The organism is Flavobacterium sp. (assembly GCF_025352425.1).
Lineage (GTDB): Bacteria > Bacteroidota > Bacteroidia > Flavobacteriales > Flavobacteriaceae > Flavobacterium.
Window position 1 is genome coordinate 1 of sequence record NZ_JANXTI010000064.1, and the last position, 24,667, is coordinate 24,667.

Here is a 24,667-nt window from a genome sequence, read left to right on the forward strand (position 1 = left end):
GTATAAGGTTGATTATTTTCGGAACCTACATTCTGAGATTCAAATAAATTCAAGAAATCACCAACGACGGGATTTGGAAATATTTCTATTTCATTTTTGGCATTCAAACCAAGACCCAGCGCTATCCAACAATAATCAATTGTAGTTGCCGTAGCAGCTGATCCGGCATGGGTTGTTAAACTGTTCGCATCCTCAATAGTTCTTAAAACATTATAGTGGTTAATTGTTTGCGAATAAGTTCCAACTGCTACATTGGCACCATAAAATACAGTGGCTATTCTGTTAGTAGGTGTGAAATCATCTTCATCATAGGTCACGATTAGCAACGAATTATTATTGATACACCATTGTTTATAAGCATCTAAATTTTGACTAACCCAAGTATCATATTGCAAGACCGTGTTGCTTATAGGCGCGCAACTATTATGTCCATCGTGGCACATATCTGGTATTACAAAGCATACACTTGGAAGATTGTTAAAATTGGTTGGAAATGCAGTAAATGGCTGGTTTGTTGTTGTTGGTATTTGATTACTTCCAGTTCCCATCCAATTAGCGGCAGGATTATGTTTTCTGACATAGTTGCTACTTGTAGCTCCGTCATAACCAACAGACGGTAAGCCATCGGAGTAAGTTTTATATGTTTTTCCAGATGTTATTAATTCGCTGCCCAAATTGGCTGTAGTAAATTTTGTTCCAATGGCATTATCATTAGTAATACCTTGGTTTCCGCCCGAATAAAACTGCAAATAGTTTGGTTGGCTTGGATGTGACAAAGCGAATGAATTTGTGAATTTTGCTCCTTGTGCGGCAAGAGCATTTATATAAGGCGCATTTGAACTTCCAAAAACAGCTGTTGAAGCAGTATTTTCACCAATGACTATCACAATATGCGAGAATGATGGTACTTGTGAAAAACTTGTTATTGCTGTCAATAACATTATGCTAAGCAGGATAAAACGATTTATTTTTTTCATTTTGTTAATATTAGAAATCAAAAGTATTGATTTCTTTAGTACAATCATGTTAATGTCAAGTATATTATTTATTTCTTACCAAACTGTTTGTTGTAGTAGACTTCTTTTAACTAAAATAAAATAATAATACTATTTTTGTTAAAAGCACAACTCATGACCGACTTAGATTACCTAAAATATCTCGAAGGATTCTTAACTGAGAATCGCAAAGAGCGTTTTGAAAAAGTATTGGCAAATAGAACGAACCATTTCACAATTGTTGTAGAAGATGTTTTTCAGATGCACAATACAAGTGCAGTTATGCGCAGCTGCGAGGTTTTTGGTATTCAGCAATTGAATATTATTGAACAGCGTTTTGGTAAGAGTATCGATAAAGAGATTGCCATGGGCGCTCAGAAATGGGTTGACATCAACACTTTTGAAACGGTAGACTCATCTATAAAATCCATGCGGTCAAAAGGTTATCAAATTATAGCCACCACGCCACATAACAATTCCTGTATGCTTAGCGACTTTGATATTTCAAAACCAAGTGCTATTTATTTCGGAACTGAAAAAGAAGGATTATCACAAGATGTCATTGATCAGGCGGATGGCTATATTAAAATTCCTATGGTGGGTTTTACGGAAAGCCTCAATATCTCTGTTTCGGCAGCGATTATCATTCAGGACATTACTACCCGATTGCGTCAATCTAATGTTGTGTGGCAATTATCAGAAGAAGAAATTCTTGAAAAGCGCTTGCTTTGGGCAAAGAATACCATTAAGGATATTAAGCGGATTGAAGAGCGGTATTATTCTAAGTAGTTGTCGGTTAACAGTTGTCAGTCGTTACATAACAAGACAGAAAACAGAGAACTATTTCTTCTTTAACACCTTATATTGCTCATAGCATTCGCTAATAGCGTCCATGATTTGTAAATCGTTTGCAGTTTTGATAAACTCTTCGGAATAACTGCAACGGGTAAGGATTTCGGCTATTTCTTTTTTATTAATGCCGAGCAGTACTCCAAGAGTTTCTCTGTCAAACTTAGATTCTAAAAGATTTCTAACCGTATCATCTTTTTTCATCTGTTTTAGCTTTTTGAGCTCGTTGGTTTTCTTTCCAAAGAAATTATACAACATATCCGCCGGATTAAAAATAGAACCTAAGACTCTTGTAAAAGCTCCGGGCGATGTATCTCCTGTTTCATATCCTTGTGTCAAACCCGAAATACTGTAACGATAGTTTTCCCTGTCTGGAATAAGTCTGGAATCTATTTCGAGATAGCCTGTTAAATCGTATTTCCTTACTATTACTTCTTCCAAGGCAATTGCTTTTTCGGTAAGCATTAATTTGGCGGCACCATTTTTTACCCAGTCATTAGTAACTCTTACCCTCAACGATTGATAACCAACTAATGTAATGTGCAGGGTATCATTGACAGTTGCTTCCAATTCAAAGTATCCTTTTCCATCTGTAGTAATTCCTTTTACTTTGTTGACGTTAATAACGTTTACATTGGAAATTGGCATCAGCGTATTGTCGTTGATGATTGTTCCTGTAACTTTTTGAGATATCGGATTGACTTGTGCGGAAGCACTCAGGGAAAATATAAAGAGAAGTAAAACTGTAAAATATCTCATAGCTGGTTTTGACGGTTTAAAAGTATGAAACTCTTTTATGATATAATAAAGTTTGGTATCAGAATTAGAACAAAATTAACAAAAGAGTGAAATTCCAAACTGAGAAAAACTTTATTCATTAAATTAAAAAACTCCGACTTGCAAACAAATCGGAGTTAGTGATATTCCAAATAATTGGAATTATTTTTAAACTTTAAAAGCTTTAGCTTTTTCTCGGCCTTCTGCTTTTAGCAGCTTCAAACGAGCGACCTGCAGGCTTATCACTTGAGCTTTCGGAACGTCTTGGTGCGCTGCCTTCTCTTTGGGCAGCACCTGGTTCCCGTTTCGGAGCAGCACTATCGCGATTGAAACCACCTTCTCTTCTTGGTCTTTCTGAAGAACTTCTTTCGCTTCTGAAACCACCTTCTCTTGGTGCTGAGCTTTTGTCGCTTCTGAAACCGCCTTCTTTTCTTGGTCCGAAACTTCCGCTGCCACCTGAACTTCTTCCTCCAAAACCGCCTGAGCTTCTGCGTTCACCGCCACCACTTCTTCCGTTATGGTCACGTCTTTCACGGCTTCCGCCATCGTTTTTAGAGATTTCAACGTTGATTCTTCTTCCATTCATATCAAATCCGTTAAGGACTGACATTACTTTTTCAGTATGTTCTCCGTCAGTGTTAAAGAAAGAGAAACCTTCTTTTACATCAACTTTGAATACATCATCCCGACCTAAATCAAGCGTATCTTTCAAGAAATCTTTCAACTGCATCCAATCAAAATCGTCTCTCGAACCAATGTTTACAAAATAACGAACAGGATCTCCGGCTCTGATTTCTCTTGGCTCTGAACTTCTTTCGCTTCTATCGCCACCTTCACCGGATAAATCGCGTTTCTTTTTATAATAATTAATGAAACGGTTAAATTCAACCGAAACCATTTTCTTTATTAACTCTTCTTTGGATAAACCGTCAAGAACTTCGTTGATAGCCGGTAAGTAACTATCTATTTCGTGGTCAACTTCGGTATCTTTAATTTTATTTGCTAAGTGCAATAATTGGATTTCACAGATTTCGATTCCGCTTGGAATTGTTTTCTCCTGAAATTTTTGTTGGATGATTCTTTCGATTGAATTAATCTTACGCAATTCACTTTTAGTGATGATTACGATAGAAGTTCCCAATTTACCCGCACGACCTGTACGGCCTGACCGGTGAGTATAGGTTTCAATTTCGTCCGGTAACTGATAGTTTACTACGTGAGTAATATTATCTACGTCGATTCCACGAGCAGCAACATCAGTTGCAACAAGCATTTGGATTTGACGGCCACGGAAAGATTTCATTACACCATCACGTTGCGCTTGCGATAAATCGCCGTGCAAAGCTGCTGCGTTGTAACCGTCTTCTATTAACTTTTCGGCTACTGCCTGTGTATCACGTTTGGTTCTACAGAAAACTACAGAGAAGATATCCGGATTAGCATCCGCCAGTCTTTTCAACGCTTCATAACGATCACGCGCATTCACACAGTAAAACTCGTGTGAAACGGTAGCCGTACCTGAGTTTTTACTTCCAACGGTAACTTCCGCAGGATCATTCATGAATTTCTTAGCAATTCTAGCTACTTCTGCAGGCATTGTTGCTGAAAACAACCAAGTGTTTTTTTCGTCAGGAGTATCAGATAATATCGAAACGATATCTTCATAAAACCCCATGTTTAACATCTCATCTGCTTCGTCAAGAATACAGAAATTGATATTTTTAATGTTTACAAGACCACGATTAATCATGTCCTGCATTCTACCCGGAGTTGCCACAATGATTTGTGCTCCGCGCTTAATCTCTCTGGCTTGTTCTGTAATGCTTGCACCACCATAAACTGCCACTGTATGTAAACCTTTTACATATTTTGAGTATTGTTTAATCTCGTTGGTGATTTGTAAGCAAAGCTCACGCGTTGGGGATAAAATTAACGCTTGCGTACTTCTGTCTTCAGCATCAATTTTTTGAATTAGCGGAAAACCAAAAGCTGCCGTTTTCCCTGTTCCTGTTTGTGCTAATGCGACTAAGTCTGTGTTTTGTTCCAATAGTACCGGAATCGCTTTTTCTTGCACTTCTGACGGATTCTCAAATCCTAGATCTTTGATCGCCAGCAGTAACGATTCATTCAGACCTAATTGTTCAAATTTATTCATATTGTATTTTAAAATTTGGTGCAAAGATACTTTTAAAATGCCATAAAAACTAATTTGTTATGTTCTGAAAATTAATAAGTTATGATTTTGCGTTTTAATGAAAAACGAAGAAAGATGCCAGAAGCGAGATTGAGGTAGTGTATTATTTCAAAAAATCGACTAATTGCTTCACAGCCAAACCACGATGGCTAATTTTTGATTTCTCTTCTATCGACAATTCAGCAAAGGTTTTGTCATAACCTTCGGCAATAAATATTGGATCGTAACCAAAACCATGAGTACCAATTTTTTCTTTTATGATTTTGCCTTTGATTACACCTGTAAAAAGCGTTTGTTTTCCGTTAAGATTTAAAGCAATCACGGTTTTGAATTGAGCTGAACGATTGGATTCATCCATTAAATTTAATAGCAGTTTATCCATATTGTTGTTGGCGTCTTTTTGTTCACCGGCATAACGGGCAGAATGTACGCCGGGTGCGCCGTTCAAAACTTCTACTTCCAGACCGGTATCATCGGCAAAGCAATTGTAACCAAAGGTTTCTGAAACATAATTGGCTTTGAGTATTGCGTTACCTTCAATTGTTTCCGCTGTTTCCGGAATTTCTTCAAAACAACCAATGTCTTGTAAGCTTAGAATTTGGATGGATTGTGGAAGCAACAATTGAATTTCCTTGATTTTATTTTGATTGCTTGAAGCGAAGACGAGTTGCATTGAAATGAAGTATTAGGATGACAAAGTTATTTTAAAATATAGTATTTTGATTTATTAACAGATAAAATTTATCGTGTGTTCCTCTTTTTCATATTATTGTTGAAAACTAAACGCCAAATTTATTCGTAAATTGGTTTATCCAAAATATAACGAAACCAACATGCTATCAAATACCACAAGCAAAGCATGTAATAGTTTGCTTTGCCTTATTGGCATCTTTCTATTACTAGGTCAAAATGCGACTTCACAATTTCTTTTGCAAAAAGGCAAACAATCCGAACTGATAGCTATTGAGAGCCAATCTGAATATGTTGATGTTGGTCAAGTTGACATAACCTTCAATCAAATTAAGAATATCAAAGCATTCCATTTTTTGCCAATGAAAAAGGGAAATATGGATTTTGGTTTTACAAATCATAATATTTGGGTACGCTTTCAGTTAAAGAATACTACGGATGAAGAACTTAATTATTTTTTTGAAACGGCAAGACCGATTACAGATCTAGCCGAATTATATGTTATAAAAGAAAACAAACAAGTTATTAAATACATTAGCGGAGATGCCATTCCATATGACCAAAGAAGTTTTAAGCTCCGAAAAACCATATTCAAGATAAATTTAATGCCCGGGGAATCTCAGCATTTTTATTTACACGTAAAAAGTGACGGAGAGCAACTTTCAATGCCAATGGTACTTCACTCAACTGAAAGTCTGTTGGAGGAAAGTTCTTTTGAGCAGTTTATATTTGGATTTTTCTATGGAATCTTACTTATAGCGTCTATTTTGTATTTGTTCTTTTTCCTGGCGATGCGCGATAAGACGTTCTTTTTTTATAGCATGTATGTTGTTTTTATAGGATTGTTGCAGTTTTCCATTGATGGCTATTTTTATAAATTTGTTACACCACAGTCGGGTTGGTTTTCTTTACATGCTGTAATTATATTTGCCTGTTTTGCCAATTTCTTCCTTGGTCGTTATGCTCAAGTATATTTAAAGATAAGCCAATACAGCCGTCTTATAAATAATGCTTTTTATGTTATGTATTGCTTGGATTTGATTCTATTCCTGTCCTTGTTTATTAGTCCGAAAGCATTGCAGTATTCGTATCCAATTGCAAATGGAATGGGATTAGTGTTACTAATGTTAATTATTTCCTCCCAAATCATCATTTATATCAGAACCCAAAAAATTGATCGTTTCTTTTCTATAGGTATCTTTTTCCTTATTTCAGGTTTTGTGATTTTTATCCTGAAAAACTTTGGAGTTCTACCACTCACTTTTTTAACTGAAAATGGTTCCAAACTGGGAACGGGAATGGAAGTGATTTTCCTTTCACTTTCCATGGCGAATTTAATCCGAAACCTAAAAGACGAACGTGAGTTATTGCAAACGATAGCGCTTCAAAAATCGGGAGAAATGAACGAATTGAAGTCCTATTTTTTATCCAATATAAGTCATGAATTACGAACTCCGCTAAACGCTATTTTGAATACAGCCAAATCAATAGCTAATGATTCCAAAGATGAACAAATACAAAACGGCAGCCAAATCATTAAGTATTCGACCTATAGTTTATTGAATTCGGTTAATGATATTCTGGACTTTTCTAAAATTGAAAAAACCGAGATAAAATTGGAGTTGGCCGACTTTGATCTGGTAAAAACTGTAGAGCATATGGCCAATAATTTCATTAGTGAAGCTAAAGATAAAGGTTTGGAATTTACTTTCATAAAAGGTGAAGATTTGCCTCAAATGGTAAATGGTGATATTGCCCGATTGAGTCAAATTCTGCAAAATATATTAAGTAATGCGCTCAAATTTACAAATGAAGGTTTTGTCAAATTTAAATTGGATGCCAAAAAAGAGAAAGACAATAAAGTTAAAGTCACATTTTTGGTAAGTGATACGGGAGTTGGGATTTCTAAAGAAAAAATAAATAGTGTTTTCGATTCGTTTTCGCAGGATAGCATTACCAACAAACGAAAATTTGGTGGTTTGGGACTTGGACTTTATATCGTAAAACATTTGGTAAATCTGCAAAATGGTAAAATTAAAGTAGATAGCACTACTGGCTTAGGTACTGTGGTTACTATCGATTTGACTTATAAAAATATTGAAGTCAAAAAAGAAATTGAAACAAACGGTGCAACTAATGACTACGATTTAAATGGAAAATCTATTTTAGTTGTTGAGGATAATGCTATGAACCAGATGGTGATTAAAATGATAACCAAAAAATGGCTCAATACCACGGTTGATTTTGCTAACAACGGACAAGAAGGTGTGCAAAAACTTATGGAGAATCATTACGATATCATATTAATGGATTTACAAATGCCGATTATGGATGGTTATGAAGCTACGATTGCCATTCGTAATGGCGAAGCAGGTGAAGACAAAAAATCAATTCCGATTATTGCCTTGACAGCAGATGTTATGGAAAGTACCAAAACAAGAGTAATTGAGATTGGAATGAACAAATATTTATCTAAACCAGTAGATAAGGATACTTTATTTGAACTCATTAAACTATTGGTGACCTAAGTTTCTTAATCTTTACCACAATTTAAGGTTTACATTTTCTGAATATAATGATTAGGAGTAAACTAAATTTATAATTACTTTTGCCACGATTAAACACAAAGTGATTATGGTAAAAGATTTATTCGAAAGAATACAAAACAATAAAGGTCCGTTGGGAAAATGGGCATCTCAAGCCGAAGGGTATTATGTTTTTCCAAAACTTGAAGGAGAACTTGGACCAAGAATGACTTTCCACGGAAAAGAGATTTTAAACTGGTCAATCAATGATTATTTAGGTTTAGCCAATCATCCTGAAGTTCGTCAGGCCGATACTGACGCTGCTGCAAAATATGGTGCTGCTTATCCAATGGGAGCCCGAATGATGTCTGGGCACACTGATGCTCATGAGCAATTAGAAAACGAATTAGCAGCTTTTGTAATGAAAGAATCAGCATACTTGTTAAACTTTGGTTACCAGGGAATCATGTCTTGCATTGATGCATTAGTTACAAAAAACGATATTATTGTTTACGATGTTGATGCTCACGCTTGTATCATTGATGGTGTTCGACTTCATATGGGCAAACGTTTTACCTATAAGCACAACGATTTAGAAAGCATGGAGAAAAATCTTCAACGTGCGACTAAAATGGCTTTGGAAACTGGTGGCGGAATTTTATTCATTACTGAAGGTGTTTTCGGAATGCGAGGCCAACAAGGAAAGCTGAAAGAAATTGTGGAACTGAAAAAGAAATACAATTTCCGACTTTTAGTTGATGATGCTCACGGTTTTGGAACATTGGGAAAAACCGGTGCCGGTGCGGGAGAAGAACAAAATTGTCAGGATGGAATTGATGTGTACTTCTCAACGTTTGCTAAATCTATGGCAAGTATTGGTGCATTCCTTGCTGCTGATGCAGCTATTATTGATTATTTAAAGTACAATTTGCGTTCACAAATGTTTGCCAAAGCTTTACCAATGATTCAAACTGTTGGGGCTTTAAAAAGATTACAACTCCTGAGAGACAATCCAGGGTTGAAGGACAAACTTTGGGAAAACGTAAACGCTTTACAAAATGGATTAAAAACACACGGATTCAACATTGGAGATACTAACACTTGCGTAACCCCAGTTTATTTAGAAGGTTCTATTCCAGAAGCAATGGTAATGGTTAATGACTTAAGAGAAAACTATCACATCTTCTTATCAATCGTGGTGTATCCGGTAATTCCTAAAGGGATTATCCTGTTAAGAATGATTCCGACAGCCTCCCACACCTTGACTGATATTGAAGAAACGCTTTCTGCTTTTGATGCTATCTATGAGAAATTAGTAAACGGCACATACAAAAAAATTGCGGACGCTACTACTGTTGACGTTTCGTAAGGTTAGAAAGATTTTGTTGATTGACGACCTCAAAATGTAAAAAATTACATTTCCGCATTGGCCTCATTAAGCATATCAGTGTAAACTGTTTGAGATATTTCTCCGATAAATTGAGAGAGTTTTTTGTTATCTTTTCCTTTGGTCATGACTGTCAACAAATAAGGTTTGTTGGCAAGATAAACGATGGCCGATTCATGGAGCTGTTTATCATTCTGATTTCCGGATTCCCCAAATTTGTGAGCCACTTTAGTACCCGGAGGCAATCCTTTAAGAATACCTTCTTTGAAGTTGGATTGACTCAATAATTCTCCGGCATACTCTGAATGCTCAATAGATAAATAAGCCGCATTGTATATCGCTCTCATAAAATAGGAATACTCTCTAGTAGTAAACAAATATTGTGAAGCATACATATTTGGTACCTCTAAACCAACATCAGAAAAAAGTTTTTGGAGAATTTTAGGTTCCAAATTCTTTTCTAACAATATAGTAGCATTATTATCTGAATACTTTATCATATAAGAAAGTAATTCTTTCACGGTATAGGATTGACCAAATTGTATTGTTTTTGATGCAAAAGCCACATTTTTTCCTGCATCAACCCTTTGGTCGTACACGATTGATTTATTCAAAAAACCGGGATTAATTTCATCTTGTCGCAAAATTGCTATTAGTACCGGTACTTTAAATAATGAGCCGGGGTCAAACTTATCACCATCATTAACGGAGGTCCATTCATTATGAGCATATTCTCTCAAATAAACTGAAGCAGTGGTAAGATCCCCCGTGGTTTTATACCTATCAATGATTGCTGCCATTTTTTGCTTAATACCCGCCAATGGTGCTGATTCACATTCTTCATCCACAAACATTAAAGGTTTTATAAATTTGTAACCATTCATTCTTTTTACATCGTAATTGCATGAATAAGAACTGGCTGCCAAAATGGATTGTTCCTTATATTGTCTTTCCTTCCAAATACTGGTTACACTGAATGTTAGAACAGCTATCAGTAATGAAAAAATGATGATGTGAAGTAGTGAAAAATTTTTATTCCTGAATGAAATCATTTTATGGATATATTAAATATGTCGCAAAATTAACTAATCTTTTTTAAAGAAATCATAAAATTAGTCGCAATTTTTGATATATTTTCTCATTTAACACAACCTTATGATTAACAGAGGCTAAGATTTTGAAATTATGTGAAAAGTAAAATGAGTAAACCACCAATAAAAAAAAGCGGACATATATCCGCTTTTTTATTCAATTCCGAAAGCACTATTGCACTTTAATAATTTTATTTTCAACGATATTATATGCTCTTACAACGGCTTTATAATCTTCAAAATTTACCGTGTTACTTTTATTTAGATAACCTGGTATAACCACCACCCTAAATATCTGATTAGCTTTGTAAGCGTCGCTAACGCCAGCTAAATCAAACCCTTCTAAATGCAATTCGGAGTCAAAACGGGTGAAATCATAATCGTAACGTAAATCTAAAGTTCCGTCATCGAAATAGTAGGTTTCGGGTAACAGTTTCCAAATATCTTCTCCCTGAAAAGAGCCTGATAATCGATAGACTAAAACCATGTTAGAGGAACTGATTGAATGGGGATAAGTTAGCACAACGCTGTAATCACTTGGTAAGAAGTTGACATTAGTATATTCAAATACTTCACTGATAGTATCATTATCAGTATTGTCGTGGCTGCAACTTTGTAGCATTATCATCCCGATAAAAGCTAAAATTAGAGAAATCTTTTTCATTGAAGTTGTTTTTTTAATGATTTTTAATATTTCGCCCAAGCTCCTCATTAACTGTGCCAAAGTTTTAAATTTTTAAAGAACAGACGATAGATGATGACAAAATATAAACTTTACTTTTGTGTCATGGGAAGGAACAATGCCAAAAATATAAAAACGCACAACGACAAGCTTCACAAAGCGCAGGATAAGGAGAAAGCTAAGAAGGCGGTTCGTGCTGAACAGCTGAAAGCAATTGTGAAGAAGTTTAATGACAATAAAAACTCCTAGTCAACTACTTATCCCCATGGTATAAATATCGTTACACAAGGCATAACTATTGTTACACAAGGCTTAAGTACAATTGAACAGCGTTACTCTTACATATTCCTTCTATATTGTCCTCCTACTTCAAATAACCCAGCAGTTATCTGCCCTAAGGAACAATATTTAGTGGCATTCATCAATACCTCAAAAATGTTTTCGTTGTTGATGGCCGCATTTTGTAGAGCCACAATTTGCTCGTCTTCCTTGTCGTGATAGGTTTTGTGCAAATTATCCAAGGTTTGTATCTGTACTTGCTTTTCTTCTTCGGTAGCACGGATAACTTCGGCCGGTAAAACGGTTGGTGAACCTTTGGAGCTTAGGAAAGTATTCACTCCGATGATTGGAAATTCTCCTGTATGTTTTAAAGTTTCATAGTATAAACTTTCTTCCTGTATTTTGCTTCTTTGGTACATAGTTTCCATGGCACCAAGCACGCCGCCACGTTCTGTGATTCTGTCAAATTCCAGCAACACGGCATTTTCTACCAAATCGGTTAGTTCTTCAATGATAAAAGAACCTTGTATTGGGTTTTCGTTTTTGGCTAAGCCCAATTCTTTATTGATAATCAACTGAATTGCCATGGCCCGACGCACGCTTTCCTCTGTTGGAGTTGTGATTGCTTCGTCGTAGGCATTAGTATGTAAGGAATTACAGTTATCATATATTGCATACAAAGCCTGTAAGGTCGTACGGATATCATTGAAATCGATTTCCTGTGCGTGTAATGAACGACCTGAAGTTTGAATATGATATTTAAGCATCTGTGCTCTTTCATTGGCGCCGTATTTATTTTTCATGGCTTTCGCCCAAATCTTACGCGCAACCCTTCCAATCACGGCATATTCAGCATCAATTCCGTTAGAGAAGAAAAAGGATAAGTTTGGCCCAAAATCATTGATGTCCATACCACGGCTCAGATAGTATTCCACGTAAGTGAAACCATTCGATAACGTAAACGCCAATTGCGTTATAGGATTAGCGCCTGCTTCGGCAATATGATAACCCGAAATAGAAACCGAATAGAAGTTCCGCACATTGTTTTGGATAAAATATTCCTGAACGTCACCCATTAACCTAAGTGCAAATTCGGTAGAGAAAATGCAAGTGTTCTGCGCTTGGTCTTCTTTAAGAATATCTGCCTGAACGGTACCACGAACTTGTGACAACGTCTTCACTTTTATATCCTGATATACTTCCATTGGCAATACTTGGTCGCCTGTAACGCCGAGCAGCATAAGTCCCAGACCATTATTTCCTTGTGGTAAATCACCATTGTATTTTGGTCTTGGCAATCCTTTTTCTTTATAGATTTCGTTGATTCTTTCTTCAACTTCTACCTGAAGATTATTCTCAACGATGTATTTTTCGCAGTTTTGATCGATGGCGGCATTCATAAAAAAGCCTAATAACATTGGCGCCGGACCGTTAATCGTCATCGAAACTGAAGTCAATGGATGGCACAAATCGAAACCAGAATATAATTTCTTGGCATCATCTAAACAGCAGATTGAAACTCCGGCATTCCCAATTTTACCGTAAATATCCGGACGTAAATCGGGGTCGTTTCCGTATAATGTCACGCTGTCAAAAGCTGTCGAAAGCCTTTTTGCGGGCAAACCTGCACTTACATAATGGAAACGTTTATTGGTACGTTCGGGCCCGCCTTCTCCGGCAAACATTCGTGATGGATCTTCACCTTCACGCTTGAACGGATATAATCCGGATGCGAATGGAAATTCTCCGGGAACATTTTCCTGTAAGTTCCATTTTAAAATATCGCCCCAAGCCTGGTATTTCGGTAAGGCAACTTTTGGAATTTGTGAATGCGATAAGCTTTCGGTATGGGTCTGAATTTTGATTTCCTTGTCACGTACTTTAAAGCTGTAAACCGGGTTTTTATATTTGTTTACCTTGTCATTCCAGGTTAGGATTATTTCCCAATTGAATGGATCAAGATTCATTTTTACCCGGTCAAATTCTTTAACTAATAAGTTTAGGAAATCTTTGTTGCTATCATTGTTGTTTAAAGAGTTAGCGTCAACACCAGCTTTATCAATTTGTGCTGGTTTTTTAGAAACACTTTCAATGGTTTTATAGATTCCGTATAATTTTTGCGCTACTTCAACCTGTGACAGAACCGTTTCGTCATACTTGCGATTGTTCTCAGCAATTTCAGATAAATATCTTGTTCGGTGTGGCGGAATAACATAAATCTTCTCGCTCATTTCGCGTGTAATTCGGAAGGTAGATTTTAAATCGGCGCCCGTTTTTTCTACAATCTTGTCCATCACTTTTTTGTAAAGCGTATTCATTCCCGGATCATTAAATTGGGAAGCTATTGTTCCAACAACGGGCATTTCATCAGGGTTTGCGTCCCAAAGATTGTGATTGCGCTGGTATTGTTTCTTCACATCGCGAATAGCGTCCAAAGCGCCGCGTTTATCAAACTTATTGATGGCTACCAAATCGGCAAAATCAAGCATGTCAATTTTTTCCAGCTGGGTTGCCGCGCCAAATTCAGGTGTCATTACATATAATGAAACATCTGAATGATCCATGATTTCGGTATCAGACTGCCCTATTCCTGAAGTTTCCAGAATAATAATATCGTATTTAGCGGCTTTCAAAACCTGAATCGCTTCGGCAACATATTTCGACAACGCCAAATTAGACTGACGCGTAGCCAGAGAACGCATATAAACCCGAGGATTGTTGATGGCATTCATTCGAATCCTGTCACCAAGCAAAGCGCCACCTGTTTTTCGTTTGGATGGATCAACTGAAATCAAACCGATAGTTTTCTCAGGAAAATCGATTAGAAATCTTCTAACCAATTCATCAACCAAAGAAGATTTTCCCGCACCACCTGTTCCTGTAATTCCCAAAACCGGAATTTTAGAATTTTTATTCATTGAATGAATATCATCAAAAACAGGCTTGGCAATTTCAGGGAAATTTTCTGCGGCAGAAATCAGACGGGCAATCGCTGTTGGATTTTTATCTTCGATATGTTTTAATTCACCATTCAATTCATCTCCGATTGGATAATCGGATTGTTTCACCAAATCGTTAATCATGCCTTGTAATCCCATCGCACGTCCATCATCGGGAGCATAAATCCTGGTAATTCCGTAAGCCTGCAATTTAGCAATTTCTTCCGGGAGGATTACACCGCCTCCGCCTCCAAAAATCTTGATGTGTCCTGCTCCTTTTTCCTTTAATAAATCGTGCATGTATTTGAAATACTCATTGTGTCCACCCTGATATGAAGTCATAGCAATGGCATTGGCATCTTCCTGTATGGCTGTGTTCACAACTTCTTCCACGCTCCTATCATGCCCTAAATGAATCACTTCGACACCAGTTGCCTGAATAATTCTTCGCATAATATTGATGGCAGCATCGTGACCATCAAAAAGAGAAGCTGCGGTTACAATTCGGACTTTATTTTTAGGGATATACGGGATTTGTGGTTCCATTTAAAGGATATGATAATTTTAGAGCGGCAATTTACGGATTTTTCAAAAAATGGACTATTAATTAGTACAAAACATAAAAATTAGTTTTTTTAAATACCAAAGCAAAATAAGTTTAGATTTGGAATCCAGAAACCTTCAATTCCAGAAAGCAAAATGAACCGAATTACCATACTTATTCATTGTCGTGACCAAAAAGGAATTATTGCTGCAGTGACGAATTACATTGCTTCAATTGGAGGGAATATCATTTATCTTGACCAACATGTTGACGGCGATCAGGATGTGTTTTTTATGCGGTTGGAATGCGAATTTGACAACGAGCATTTTAATTTGGATGATATCAAAGATAATTTCCAAAAAAACTTAGCCAGCCCTTTTTCCATGTCATGGTCTGTTCAACTTCAGGAAAGAAAACCTAGGATGGCGATTTTTGTTTCTAAATATGACCATTGCCTTTATGATATTCTTTCAAGATACAGCACCGGAGAACTGCATGTAGAAATACCTTTGATAATAAGCAACCACAATGATTTAAGTGTTGTTGCTGAACGATTTTCCATTCCGTTTCATTATATTCCATTTACTGGAGACAGTAAGGAAACAGGAGAAAAAACTCAAATAGCTATTTTGGAAAAATACCAAATTGATTTCATTGTTCTGGCGCGTTATATGCAAATCATTACTCCAAATTTGATTGAACTTTACAAAAACAAGATTATTAATATCCATCATTCATTTTTGCCTGCTTTTCCCGGCGCAAAACCTTATCATTCGGCTTTCAACCGAGGTGTGAAAATTATTGGTGCAACCAGCCATTATGTCACTAATGAATTGGATGAAGGCCCAATCATTGAACAAGATATTACCCGTGTCACACATAGTCATTCCATCGAAGACTTTATTATGAAAGGAAAGGATTTGGAACGGATGGTTTTGGCAAGAGCCATAAAATTACATGCTCAACGAAAAACTATGGTTTACAACAATAAAACCGTTGTTTTTGCTTAGTTAATTTTTTGGCTTTATTATTGTAAATAGGTTGAAAAAAATTTAACATTATGAAAACATTCCTCTCTATTATTTTAATGTTCACACTTTTAAGCTGTGCTGAACTACAACAAGTCGCTAATCAATTTCCCGGAATTGATACAACCTCCGGTCTCGATATTGCTGGCGGATTAAAAGAAGCGCTGAATAACGGAATCTCCAAACAAGTATCTAAGCTGACTTCGGTTGATGGGTTTTATAAAAACCAAGCCGTTAAAATTTTACTGCCCGAAGAATTGCAAAAAGTAGATAAAGCATTGCGAACAATAGGATTGAGCTCACTTGCCGATGATGGAATAAAAATGCTGAATCGGGCGGCTGAAGATGCCACCAAGGAGGCAACCCCAATTTTTGTGAATGCAGTAAGGCAAATGACTTTTACTGATGCAAAGAATATTTTAATGGGTAATGAAAGTAGTGCGACTATGTATCTACAGACTACTACGACTTCTCCTTTGTATGATAAATTTAATCCGGTGATTAAAAATTCATTTGCAAAAGTGGGCGCCGACAAAGTTTGGACGAACATCATTACCAAATACAACAACATTCCATTTGTTAAAAAAGTAAACCCGGATTTAACGGATTATACTACCAATAAAGCGTTAGAAGGTGTTTTCAAGATGATTGCTGTAGAAGAAAAAAACATCAGAACAAATATCAGTTCGAGAACGTCAACACTATTGCAAAGAGTATTTGCGATGCAAGACAAAAAGTAAGTTAAACTGTAAGTTAATTTTTTAGAAATCAATAACATAAGTATAACATAACCTTAACAGTAAAAGCTAAAGAGGCGGCGTATATTTGTAATGTAATAAATTTGGTTTTTTATTATTTTGGTTAGGGTTAGTTAGTTTATGAGTGCCAGCATTTTAAAAGTGCTGGCATTTTTTTTATGCAAAAATAGTGTGTGACTTCTTTTGAGTAATCCAAAAAACTGTTTTGACCTGATGTATAAAACCTCCTATTTTAAAAGAGATACTATAATTTCAGCCATTTCCTCTTGTATTTTCAAAGCTTCTGCCCTAGCTCTTTCAGCAAAATCTTTTTCCCTTGAAGCATAAATAATTCCTCTGGAGGAATTAATCAACAAGCCAATGTTCTGATTCAATCCATATTTACAAATCTCTTGAAGGCTTCCTCCCTGAGCGCCTAGGCCTGGAACGAGCAGAAAACTATTTGGAACTATTTCCCGAATTTCTTTAAAATATTCCGCTTTTGTTGCGCCAACAACATACATTAAGTTTTGAGAGTTTACCCAGGTTTTGGAAGTCTCTAGAATCACTTTGAACAACTCTGTTTCGTTTGTTTTTTTTGTCTGAAAATCAAATGCTCCTTCGTTGGAAGTCAATGCAAGCATTATGGCATGCTTGTTCTCAAAAGCTAAAAAAGGCTCAATAGAATCTTTCCCCATGTATGGTGAAACGGTAATACTGTCAAAATTTAAATCCGTCAAAAATGCTTTAGCGTACATAGCGGAAGTGTTTCCAATATCACCTCGTTTCGCATCAGCAATAGTAAAAATTTCAGGATAAGTGGCGTTGAGATAATCTATGGTTTTTTGAAGCGATTGCCAACCTTTCAATCCCTCGGCTTCATAAAAAGCCATATTAGGCTTGTAGGAAACACACAAATCATGCGTTGCATCAATTATGGATTTGTTGAAATCAAAAATTGAATCTTCTGCTTTCAGTAAATGTTTTGGTATTTTAGTCAAGTCTACATCTAGGCCAATACAGAGAAACGATTTTTTCTGCTTGATTTGCTGAATGAGGTGTTGTGTTGTCATTTCTGTTTTGTGTGGGCAAAGTTACAAATTGAAAACTAAAAGTGAAAACTTTATAAGATTATGTCAAAATTATGTAAGCAATTCCAGTCAGCCTCAAATACTTTTGTAAAGCATAATTGATACGCAACCTACTATCATTTTGCTAATAATAAAAGTTGGGGTTAGAAAGAAAAAAGCCGTATTAAATTACGGCTTTTTTGATAGGATTATTTTAGTACATTTACAGTCATTAACCCGAAATCATATTTATGAAAATCTTTATTAAATTTGACTTTAACGTTGTTTGTCGAAAAGTATTGGAAGAAAAGCTTATCAAACATAATATCAAGTATCGAATATTAGGTTTTGGCGAGGTTGATGTATTGGAAAAAATCGATATTTCTGTTTTCTCAAAATTAACCGAAGAACTTAAAGAATATGGTATTGAAATCATTGAAAACCAAAAAAGTGTTTTGGTTCAAAAAATAAAAGATACCATCATTGAGATGATTCACAGTCCTGAACTAATTAATGTCAAAAGTTCGGTCTATCTCGCGGATAAATTAAGCCACAGCTATGGTTATCTTTCAAATTTATTTTCCGATGTAACTTATACTTCAATCGAGAATTACATTATTTTACAAAAAATAGAATACGCCAAGCAATTAATTGTAAGTAGTGATTTGAGTCTAACTGAGATTGCCTTTCAACTTAATTATTCCAGTGTGGCCCATTTGAGCACACAATTTAAAAATGTAACTGGAATCACGCCTTCTACTTTTCAGAGAATAATAGTAAAAAGAAGAGAAATCGCTAATAAAAAATAAAACTTCATGGACAAAGATTATATACATATTATTTTGGCTGATGATGATGAAGACGATAGAGTGCTTTTTACAGATGCATTTGAAGAATTAAAGATAAATACTAAAGTCAATACGTTTAATGACGGCGTAGAATTGATGGATTATTTAAATTCTCCGGATGCTGTTTTGCCCAATGTTTTATTTCTTGATTTAAATATGCCAAAGAAAAACGGAATTGAATGTCTCTATGAAATAAAGGCAAATGAGCGTTTCCGGGAAATTGCTATTGCTATATTTTCTACTTCATCTTCAGAGGAACATATCGAGGAAACTTTTGTTCAGGGTGCTAACATTTATATTAAAAAACCAAGCGATTTTGCTACGCTGAAAAAAGTGTTATCAGACGTGGTAACTATAAACTGGCAATATTATACATCGGGATTAAACAGAGATAATTTTTTACTGCGATTATAGCCCCTTGAAGTTATGAAGTTAAAGAGATTTTATAAATCCTCAATCTTTCTCAAAAGTATTTTTGTAGTTTCTATATTTGCGATTTTCTTTATTTCTGCTGTTACGTATAGGCACATCAGTTTGGTTAACAGTTTCTCTAACGGCGTTAATCATTCTTATGATATCAATTTAGAACTGGAACGATTATTTTCTTATTTAAAAGATTCGGAAACAGGGCAACGGGGTTTTTTGATAACCAAAGATTCTACTTTTTTAGAGCCTTATATAGGCTCTAAACAAAAAATTGACCATTCCTTTGCTTTGGTAAAAACCTATATCCATAATGATCCCGTTCAGGCAGACAATCTCAGAAAACTGCAATTTTACATCAGCAAAAGACAAAATTATCTTTCGGCTACTTTACATTTATCCTTAGATAAACCATTGACAGATAAAGTGCTGATGGAAAAACTAACCATTGGAAAACAAACCATGGATAGCGTTCGAAAGCAAATAAATAAGATGATTCTTTTAGAAAAAAAAATATTAAAAGGAAGAGAACTGAATTATAAGGATACTATAGAAGTTACTCCTGTTTTTGTATATGTAACGCTTCTGATTACACTTTTATTAATCTCTATTTCCTATATCAGAATTACTAAAGACCTTGAAAAACTGCAAATTTCAAACAATCGTTTGGCTGTGTTGAACGAATCAAATAATCTAGCCGAAATTGTGGGTAGTTTTGGTAACTGGGAATTAAATGTGGATACCAAAGAATATACCTTTTCAGATAACAGTTACCGACTACTTGGTTTTGAACCAAAAGCTTTTGTTGCAAGCCAGGAAAACTTCATGAAATATATTCACAAGGAAGATCTTTCCGCTTTTCGCGATGCCACATCTACAATGGTAGAAAACGGAAATATGGCCCCTTTACATATAGAATCATTAGAAAAGATAAAAAAGTCAGGTATTTTAGGACTACTGCTCGAATTGTAACAAATAAATTAGGAGAAGAAACATTAATTGGTACAAATAGCGATGTGACCGAAGAAGTATTGGCATCATTGTCGTTAGAGCAACAAAATATAGAATTGGAAGCCAGTAATAAAGAACTAATAGCTTTTAATTATGTTGCAAGTCACGACTTACAGGAGCCGTTGCGGAAAATTCAAACCTTTGTTTCCCGATTGTCTGATAAGGAGTATGATAATTTATCCGATAGCGGAAAAGAGTTTATGCTACGAATTAATAATTCTGTTGACCGTATGCGCATTCTCATTGATGACTTATTACAATATTCAAGAACTACTAAAACTGAAAAAGTCTTTGAAATTACTGACCTGAATGACTTATTAGAGAATTCCAAAACGGACTTATGGCAAATCATCGAGGAAAAAAATGCTGTTATTCAAAGTGATAAATTGCCCAAAATAACTGTAATACCATTTCAAATACAGCAATTATTTGTTAACCTTATCAGTAATTCACTAAAATACAGCAAGTCAGACAGCGTTCCCACAATTAGAATTTCCTGCAAAAAAGTAATTGCAGCTGAAGACGAATTGATTCCGAAAAATACTAAAGAAAAGTTCTACAAAATCACTTTTACAGACAAGGGAATTGGTTTTGAACAAGAATATGCTGAAAAAATATTCGTCCTGTTCAATAGGCTTCACAATAAGAATGAATATGTAGGTACAGGAATTGGCCTAGCCATATGCAAAAAAATTGTAGAAAATCATAAGGGTTTTATCCTCTCAAAAGGAAAGCCAAATATTGGTGCAACCTTCACCATTTATCTCCCGGAAGACAGTAATTAAATTTTTTTTCCTTATCCTACGTTACCATGGGATTTTGTTTTTTTAATCCATTTCATAAACTGGAAAAAATATAACTATTCTGAAAAAAGTTATAACAATAAGCTGCGTTAATCCATGCAACTTTGTCCCGTACAATAAAATTTGATAATCAGTGTAGAACTTCCCATCTTAACTTCAACGCTTTTTGAAAGCTAAATCCATCCGCAGAAGTGGCACTTTCAAATTCTACTCATAAATGATTGAAAAATACATTAAGTAACATTCAGAGGAATTTCAGTATATCCTAAAATCAAAAAAAAATATGCAAAATATAATATACAGCGTAACTGCAGCATTGTTGTTACTATGGTCACTAGGGTTTTTCTTTTACAATACTGGCTCAATCATCTATGTTTCACTTATAGCACTTATTTATGTGATTTTCATAATAGCTAGTGTCGTTCTATTCCTTAAAACTATAAAGAAGAAAAAGTGTAGCTAATACACCAATAATTAATTTTAAATTAAACACCATGAAAATTACCTTAAGAAACTCAGTAAAATTAGCTTTAGTTGTTTTATGTCTGTCAGGTTCTGCTACAATTGTAGCGCAGGAAACCGGAAAAGAAACCAAAAATTATGATCAGGGCTTCCGCCTTGGCTTTGGTTTAAGCGCCGGCGTGCCTTTAAATGCGGAACCATATAAATGGAATCTCGGCGCCGATGTAAGATTGCAGTATGATTTATCAACCAGGTATTCGCTAACATTTACCACAGGTTTTAATAATTTCTTCATCAATGGGGATAACAATGATTTAGGATATATTCCGGTTAAAGGTGGATTTAAAGCTTTCGTCCTAAAAGACAAACTTTATTTATTAGCTGAAGTAGGTGGCGCATTTGGGGTTACTAATGGCTATGATGAAACTTCATTACTCCTTAGTCCGGGAATTGGCTATGCAACAGAATATTTTGATGCTAGTTTACGATATGAACACTATACTGATTTTCCAAAACTTAACGATGATGGAACAACAGGAAAAGGATTGGGAATGATTGCTTTGAGACTTGCGTACGGATTTAGATTATAAATTTCTGGTACGTAAGCAAAAGAAAAGAGCTAACTTTCGTTAGCTCTTTTTTATTTAGAAAACTTCACTTTCCTTTAGCTTTTCCATATTATTAACCAATTGAAGTTCGTCAACAAATTTTTGAATTTTTCCGTTCATAACGCCATCCATATCAAAGACATCCAACCCTATTCGGTGATCGGTTACCCGACCCTGAGCATAATTGTAGGTTCTGATTTTAGCCGACCGGTCACCTGAACTTACCTGGGAAGTACGCTTTACAGCATCTTCTGCTTCTTTTTTTGCTAATTCTTGTTCGTATAATCTAGAGCGTAAAACCGTTAATGCTTTATCCTTATTTTTATGTTGCGATTTTTGATCCTGGCACTGTGCTACCAAACCAGTCGGAATATGTGTCAAACGCACAGCAGATTTAGTGGTATTTACGGATTGTCCACCCGGACCAGACGAACAGAAAAAATCTACTCGAACATCATTCATATCAATCTGAACGTCAAATTCTTCCGCTTCGGGTAAAACCATAACCGTTGCTGCAGAGGTATGAACCCTCCCCTGCGTTTCTGTTTGTGGTACACGTTGCACACGATGAACGCCTGCTTCAAACTTCAATGTTCCATAAACATCTTCGCCTGTTACTTCAAAAATAACCTCTTTAAAACCACCAGAAGTTCCTTCATTCATATCAACTGTAGAAGTTCTCCAGCCTCGGGCTTCACAATATTTAGTGTACATTCTGTATAAATCTCCTGCAAAAATTGAAGCTTCGTCACCACCAGTTCCGGCACGGATTTCAACCATTACATTCTTGGCATCTTCAGGATCTTTTGGAATCAGCATGAATTTGATTTCTTCTTCTAATTCCGGCAAACGTTCTTTGGCTTCGTCTAATTGCATCTTAGCCATTTCTACCATTTCCGCGTCAGAGCCATCAGAAATAATTTCATTTGCTTCAGATATATTTGCCGTAACATTAATCAGTTCCTCACGCTTTTCCATTAACGCTTTTAAACCTTTATATTCCTGATTTAATTGCACATAACGTTTTTGATCGGCAATAATATCCGGTTGAATAATCAAATCCGAAATCTCGTCGAAACGTTGTTTTACATATTGAAGTCTTTCTAACATTATTATTCTTTTTATTGGAGTGCAAAAATACAAAAAAAGGGTTCAGTTTACTGTGTTAAGCTGGCAGATTTTTAATAGTATTGTATAGTTAAATAAAAAATGACGAATATGAAAAAACCAATTTACATTCTATCCTTAATTTTATTAGTTTCCTGTAAAAAAAATGCTGATGAAAATAAATTTGACAAACTTGAAAAGATGAACTGGCTTATTGGCGAATGGGAACAAAAACTTCCTGACGGCATATTAAAAGAAACATGGATTAAGCAAAATGACAGCACATTCAGCGGAAACAGTTACTTTATAACGAAAGACACTGTTCATTTTGAAAGCATACAACTTGTACAAAAAGCTGAAGAATTGAATTATATTGCCACAGTTGTTGGTCAAAATGACGATAAAGACGTTACTTTTAAATTAACTTCTGATACTAATAACACATTTACTTTTGAAAATCCGGCTCACGAATACCCGCAAAAAATTGTATACAAAAAAATTGCGAGTGACCGTCTGATTGCAACCATATCTGGAAAACAACAAGGGAAACTAACTCAAGAAAGCTATCCAATGACAAAAAAATAGACATTTAACGACCGAGATTACATTCAAACCTCATTAACAATGAGGTTTTTTCGTTTGTAAATTATAGTAAATCAAACAGATAAAAACTTTATTTATATTTAATCTAAATAAACTTTTTTAATTCAAATCTCGTATTTATATTTGCATCGTTATTTTTAACAATTCTAAATAAACAACGTCTACCAAATGGAATTTTAACCTTAATTATTTAATATATATACAATGAAAAAGATTTTTATAATCGCAAGTTTTTTAATATTATCTGCACTGAATAGTAATGCTCAGGACCGAGTATTTACTTATACGTATCAATCGAATGTTTTGAACAAAGGTCAAAAAGAAATAGAAGTTTGGACCACGCTCCTTACGGGAAAAGAAAATTATTATAGAGAAATCAAAAATCGTGTGGAGTATGAAGTAGGTTTAGGTTCTAATTTACAGGTTGCGTTCTATATGAATTCAAAACAAAAAGCAGGTTTTGATGATGTTACCGGAGAAATTGTAATGGAACCAACAGAAATTTCGGTTTCAAATGAATGGAAATATAAGTTTTCTGATCCTGTAGCCGATAAAATTGGGTTTGCAGGATATGGTGAAATAACTGTTGCTACCGACGAATTGGAGATTGAGTTGAAAGCCATTTTTGACAAGAAAATCGGGATAACGCTACATGCTGCGAATTTGATTTTTGAACCGGAATGGCAAACTACAACCATTGAAGGGAAAGTAGCTACCGAAACTGAATACAAATATGATGTGAACTATGCTTTTGCTTACAACATCAACAAAAACTGGAATGTTGGAGCCGAAATCATTAACCGAAATATCTATTTCAAAGAAAACAAAGCGACAATATCCGCTTTATTTGGTGGACCTATACTATCTTACAATGCGAACAATTTTTGGATAAACCTAACAGCGCTTCCACAAATTGCGGGATTACATAATCCTGAAGGTATGAGCGGTGTTAATATTGACGAATGGACAAAATTTGAAACGCGTGTAATTGTTTCCTTTGCTTTTTAATATTTTG

22 protein-coding genes are annotated in these 24,667 nt (G+C 35.4%); 13 read left to right on the forward strand and 9 right to left on the reverse strand.

From position 1 onward, the window contains the following. Nucleotides 1-977 (reverse strand): alkaline phosphatase family protein (locus Q0Q99_RS08405; protein WP_293894241.1); only part of this gene is annotated, 977 nt, incomplete at its 3' end. Between the two features lie 153 nt (nucleotides 978-1,130). Here Q0Q99_RS08405 and Q0Q99_RS08410 point away from each other — a divergent pair. Continuing rightward, nucleotides 1,131-1,784, forward strand: a complete 654-nt coding sequence (locus tag Q0Q99_RS08410; RefSeq protein WP_293894244.1) for an RNA methyltransferase — start codon at nucleotides 1,131-1,133, stop codon at nucleotides 1,782-1,784. Nucleotides 1,785-1,835: 51 nt separating this feature from the next. Here Q0Q99_RS08410 and Q0Q99_RS08415 read toward each other — a convergent pair whose 3' ends face one another. The 3 genes from Q0Q99_RS08415 to Q0Q99_RS08425 all read right to left on the reverse strand — a co-directional run bounded on the left by Q0Q99_RS08415 (nucleotide 1,836) and on the right by Q0Q99_RS08425 (nucleotide 5,488). After that, nucleotides 1,836-2,603, reverse strand: coding sequence for a carboxypeptidase-like regulatory domain-containing protein (locus Q0Q99_RS08415; RefSeq protein WP_293894247.1), 768 nt, complete (start codon nucleotides 2,601-2,603; stop codon nucleotides 1,836-1,838). 202 nt (nucleotides 2,604-2,805) lie between these two features. Next, nucleotides 2,806-4,776 (reverse strand): DEAD/DEAH box helicase, encoded by a 1,971-nt coding sequence (locus Q0Q99_RS08420; RefSeq protein WP_293894250.1) that lies wholly within the window; start codon nucleotides 4,774-4,776, stop codon nucleotides 2,806-2,808. 142 nt (nucleotides 4,777-4,918) lie between these two features. Continuing rightward, on the reverse strand, nucleotides 4,919-5,488 hold the full coding sequence (locus Q0Q99_RS08425) for a non-canonical purine NTP diphosphatase (protein WP_293894253.1): 570 nt from the start codon (nucleotides 5,486-5,488) through the stop codon (nucleotides 4,919-4,921). A 160-nt stretch (nucleotides 5,489-5,648) separates the two neighbouring features. On the opposite strand from Q0Q99_RS08425, the gene Q0Q99_RS08430 reads away from it, so the two are divergent. Further along, entirely contained in the window at nucleotides 5,649-8,033 is a 2,385-nt protein-coding gene (locus Q0Q99_RS08430; protein ID WP_293894256.1) for a hybrid sensor histidine kinase/response regulator, read from the forward strand. Nucleotides 8,034-8,139: 106 nt separating this feature from the next. After that, the gene (locus Q0Q99_RS08435) at nucleotides 8,140-9,399 is read left to right on the forward strand and encodes a pyridoxal phosphate-dependent aminotransferase family protein (protein WP_293894259.1); all 1,260 of its coding nucleotides are present in this window, start codon (nucleotides 8,140-8,142) and stop codon (nucleotides 9,397-9,399) included. A 44-nt stretch (nucleotides 9,400-9,443) separates the two neighbouring features. Here Q0Q99_RS08435 and Q0Q99_RS08440 read toward each other — a convergent pair whose 3' ends face one another. Further along, the gene (locus Q0Q99_RS08440; protein ID WP_293894261.1) at nucleotides 9,444-10,469 is read right to left on the reverse strand and encodes a serine hydrolase; all 1,026 of its coding nucleotides are present in this window, start codon (nucleotides 10,467-10,469) and stop codon (nucleotides 9,444-9,446) included. A 211-nt stretch (nucleotides 10,470-10,680) separates the two neighbouring features. Then, nucleotides 10,681-11,172: a hypothetical protein gene (locus Q0Q99_RS08445; RefSeq protein ID WP_293894264.1), complete on the reverse strand. Its 492-nt coding sequence runs from the start codon at nucleotides 11,170-11,172 to the stop codon at nucleotides 10,681-10,683. 123 nt (nucleotides 11,173-11,295) lie between these two features. On the opposite strand from Q0Q99_RS08445, the gene Q0Q99_RS08450 reads away from it, so the two are divergent. After that, complete coding sequence (locus Q0Q99_RS08450; protein ID WP_293894267.1) at nucleotides 11,296-11,439, forward strand: hypothetical protein; 144 nt, start codon at nucleotides 11,296-11,298, stop codon at nucleotides 11,437-11,439. Between the two features lie 89 nt (nucleotides 11,440-11,528). Here the strand turns inward: Q0Q99_RS08450 and Q0Q99_RS08455 are convergent, their stop codons facing one another. Continuing rightward, a complete protein-coding gene (locus Q0Q99_RS08455; protein WP_293894269.1) occupies nucleotides 11,529-14,954 on the reverse strand; it encodes a methylmalonyl-CoA mutase family protein in 3,426 nt (1,141 codons plus the stop codon). 153 nt (nucleotides 14,955-15,107) lie between these two features. Between Q0Q99_RS08455 and purU the strand changes: the two genes are divergently transcribed. Further along, the gene (purU, locus tag Q0Q99_RS08460) at nucleotides 15,108-15,962 is read left to right on the forward strand and encodes a formyltetrahydrofolate deformylase (RefSeq protein WP_293894271.1); all 855 of its coding nucleotides are present in this window, start codon (nucleotides 15,108-15,110) and stop codon (nucleotides 15,960-15,962) included. A gap of 50 nt (nucleotides 15,963-16,012) precedes the next feature. Further along, nucleotides 16,013-16,720, forward strand: coding sequence for a DUF4197 domain-containing protein (locus tag Q0Q99_RS08465; RefSeq protein ID WP_293894274.1), 708 nt, complete (start codon nucleotides 16,013-16,015; stop codon nucleotides 16,718-16,720). A 245-nt stretch (nucleotides 16,721-16,965) separates the two neighbouring features. Here Q0Q99_RS08465 and pyrF read toward each other — a convergent pair whose 3' ends face one another. Further along, nucleotides 16,966-17,790, reverse strand: a complete 825-nt coding sequence (gene pyrF / locus Q0Q99_RS08470) for an orotidine-5'-phosphate decarboxylase (RefSeq protein ID WP_293894276.1) — start codon at nucleotides 17,788-17,790, stop codon at nucleotides 16,966-16,968. Nucleotides 17,791-18,038: 248 nt separating this feature from the next. Here pyrF and Q0Q99_RS08475 point away from each other — a divergent pair, with 248 nt between their 5' ends. The 5 genes from Q0Q99_RS08475 (at nucleotide 18,039) to Q0Q99_RS08495 (ending at nucleotide 21,924) form a co-directional block, all read left to right on the forward strand. After that, nucleotides 18,039-18,596, forward strand: a complete 558-nt coding sequence (locus Q0Q99_RS08475; RefSeq protein ID WP_293894278.1) for an AraC family transcriptional regulator — start codon at nucleotides 18,039-18,041, stop codon at nucleotides 18,594-18,596. A 6-nt stretch (nucleotides 18,597-18,602) separates the two neighbouring features. After that, the gene (locus Q0Q99_RS08480) at nucleotides 18,603-19,049 is read left to right on the forward strand and encodes a response regulator (RefSeq protein ID WP_293894281.1); all 447 of its coding nucleotides are present in this window, start codon (nucleotides 18,603-18,605) and stop codon (nucleotides 19,047-19,049) included. 12 nt (nucleotides 19,050-19,061) lie between these two features. Next, nucleotides 19,062-20,030: a CHASE3 domain-containing protein gene (locus Q0Q99_RS08485; RefSeq protein ID WP_293894284.1), complete on the forward strand. Its 969-nt coding sequence runs from the start codon at nucleotides 19,062-19,064 to the stop codon at nucleotides 20,028-20,030. 44 nt (nucleotides 20,031-20,074) lie between these two features. After that, nucleotides 20,075-20,854 (forward strand): ATP-binding protein, encoded by a 780-nt coding sequence (locus tag Q0Q99_RS08490; RefSeq protein WP_293894287.1) that lies wholly within the window; start codon nucleotides 20,075-20,077, stop codon nucleotides 20,852-20,854. A 512-nt stretch (nucleotides 20,855-21,366) separates the two neighbouring features. Beyond that, on the forward strand, nucleotides 21,367-21,924 hold the full coding sequence (locus Q0Q99_RS08495; protein ID WP_293894290.1) for a hypothetical protein: 558 nt from the start codon (nucleotides 21,367-21,369) through the stop codon (nucleotides 21,922-21,924). Nucleotides 21,925-21,978: 54 nt separating this feature from the next. Here the strand turns inward: Q0Q99_RS08495 and prfA are convergent, their stop codons facing one another. Then, nucleotides 21,979-23,052, reverse strand: coding sequence for a peptide chain release factor 1 (prfA, locus tag Q0Q99_RS08500; protein WP_293894293.1), 1,074 nt, complete (start codon nucleotides 23,050-23,052; stop codon nucleotides 21,979-21,981). 108 nt (nucleotides 23,053-23,160) lie between these two features. Here prfA and Q0Q99_RS08505 point away from each other — a divergent pair, with 108 nt between their 5' ends. Then, nucleotides 23,161-23,634: a DUF6265 family protein gene (locus Q0Q99_RS08505; protein WP_293894296.1), complete on the forward strand. Its 474-nt coding sequence runs from the start codon at nucleotides 23,161-23,163 to the stop codon at nucleotides 23,632-23,634. 222 nt (nucleotides 23,635-23,856) lie between these two features. Beyond that, nucleotides 23,857-24,660, forward strand: a complete 804-nt coding sequence (locus tag Q0Q99_RS08510) for a DUF6662 family protein (RefSeq protein WP_293894298.1) — start codon at nucleotides 23,857-23,859, stop codon at nucleotides 24,658-24,660. The last annotated feature ends 7 nt before the right edge of the window (nucleotides 24,661-24,667 follow it).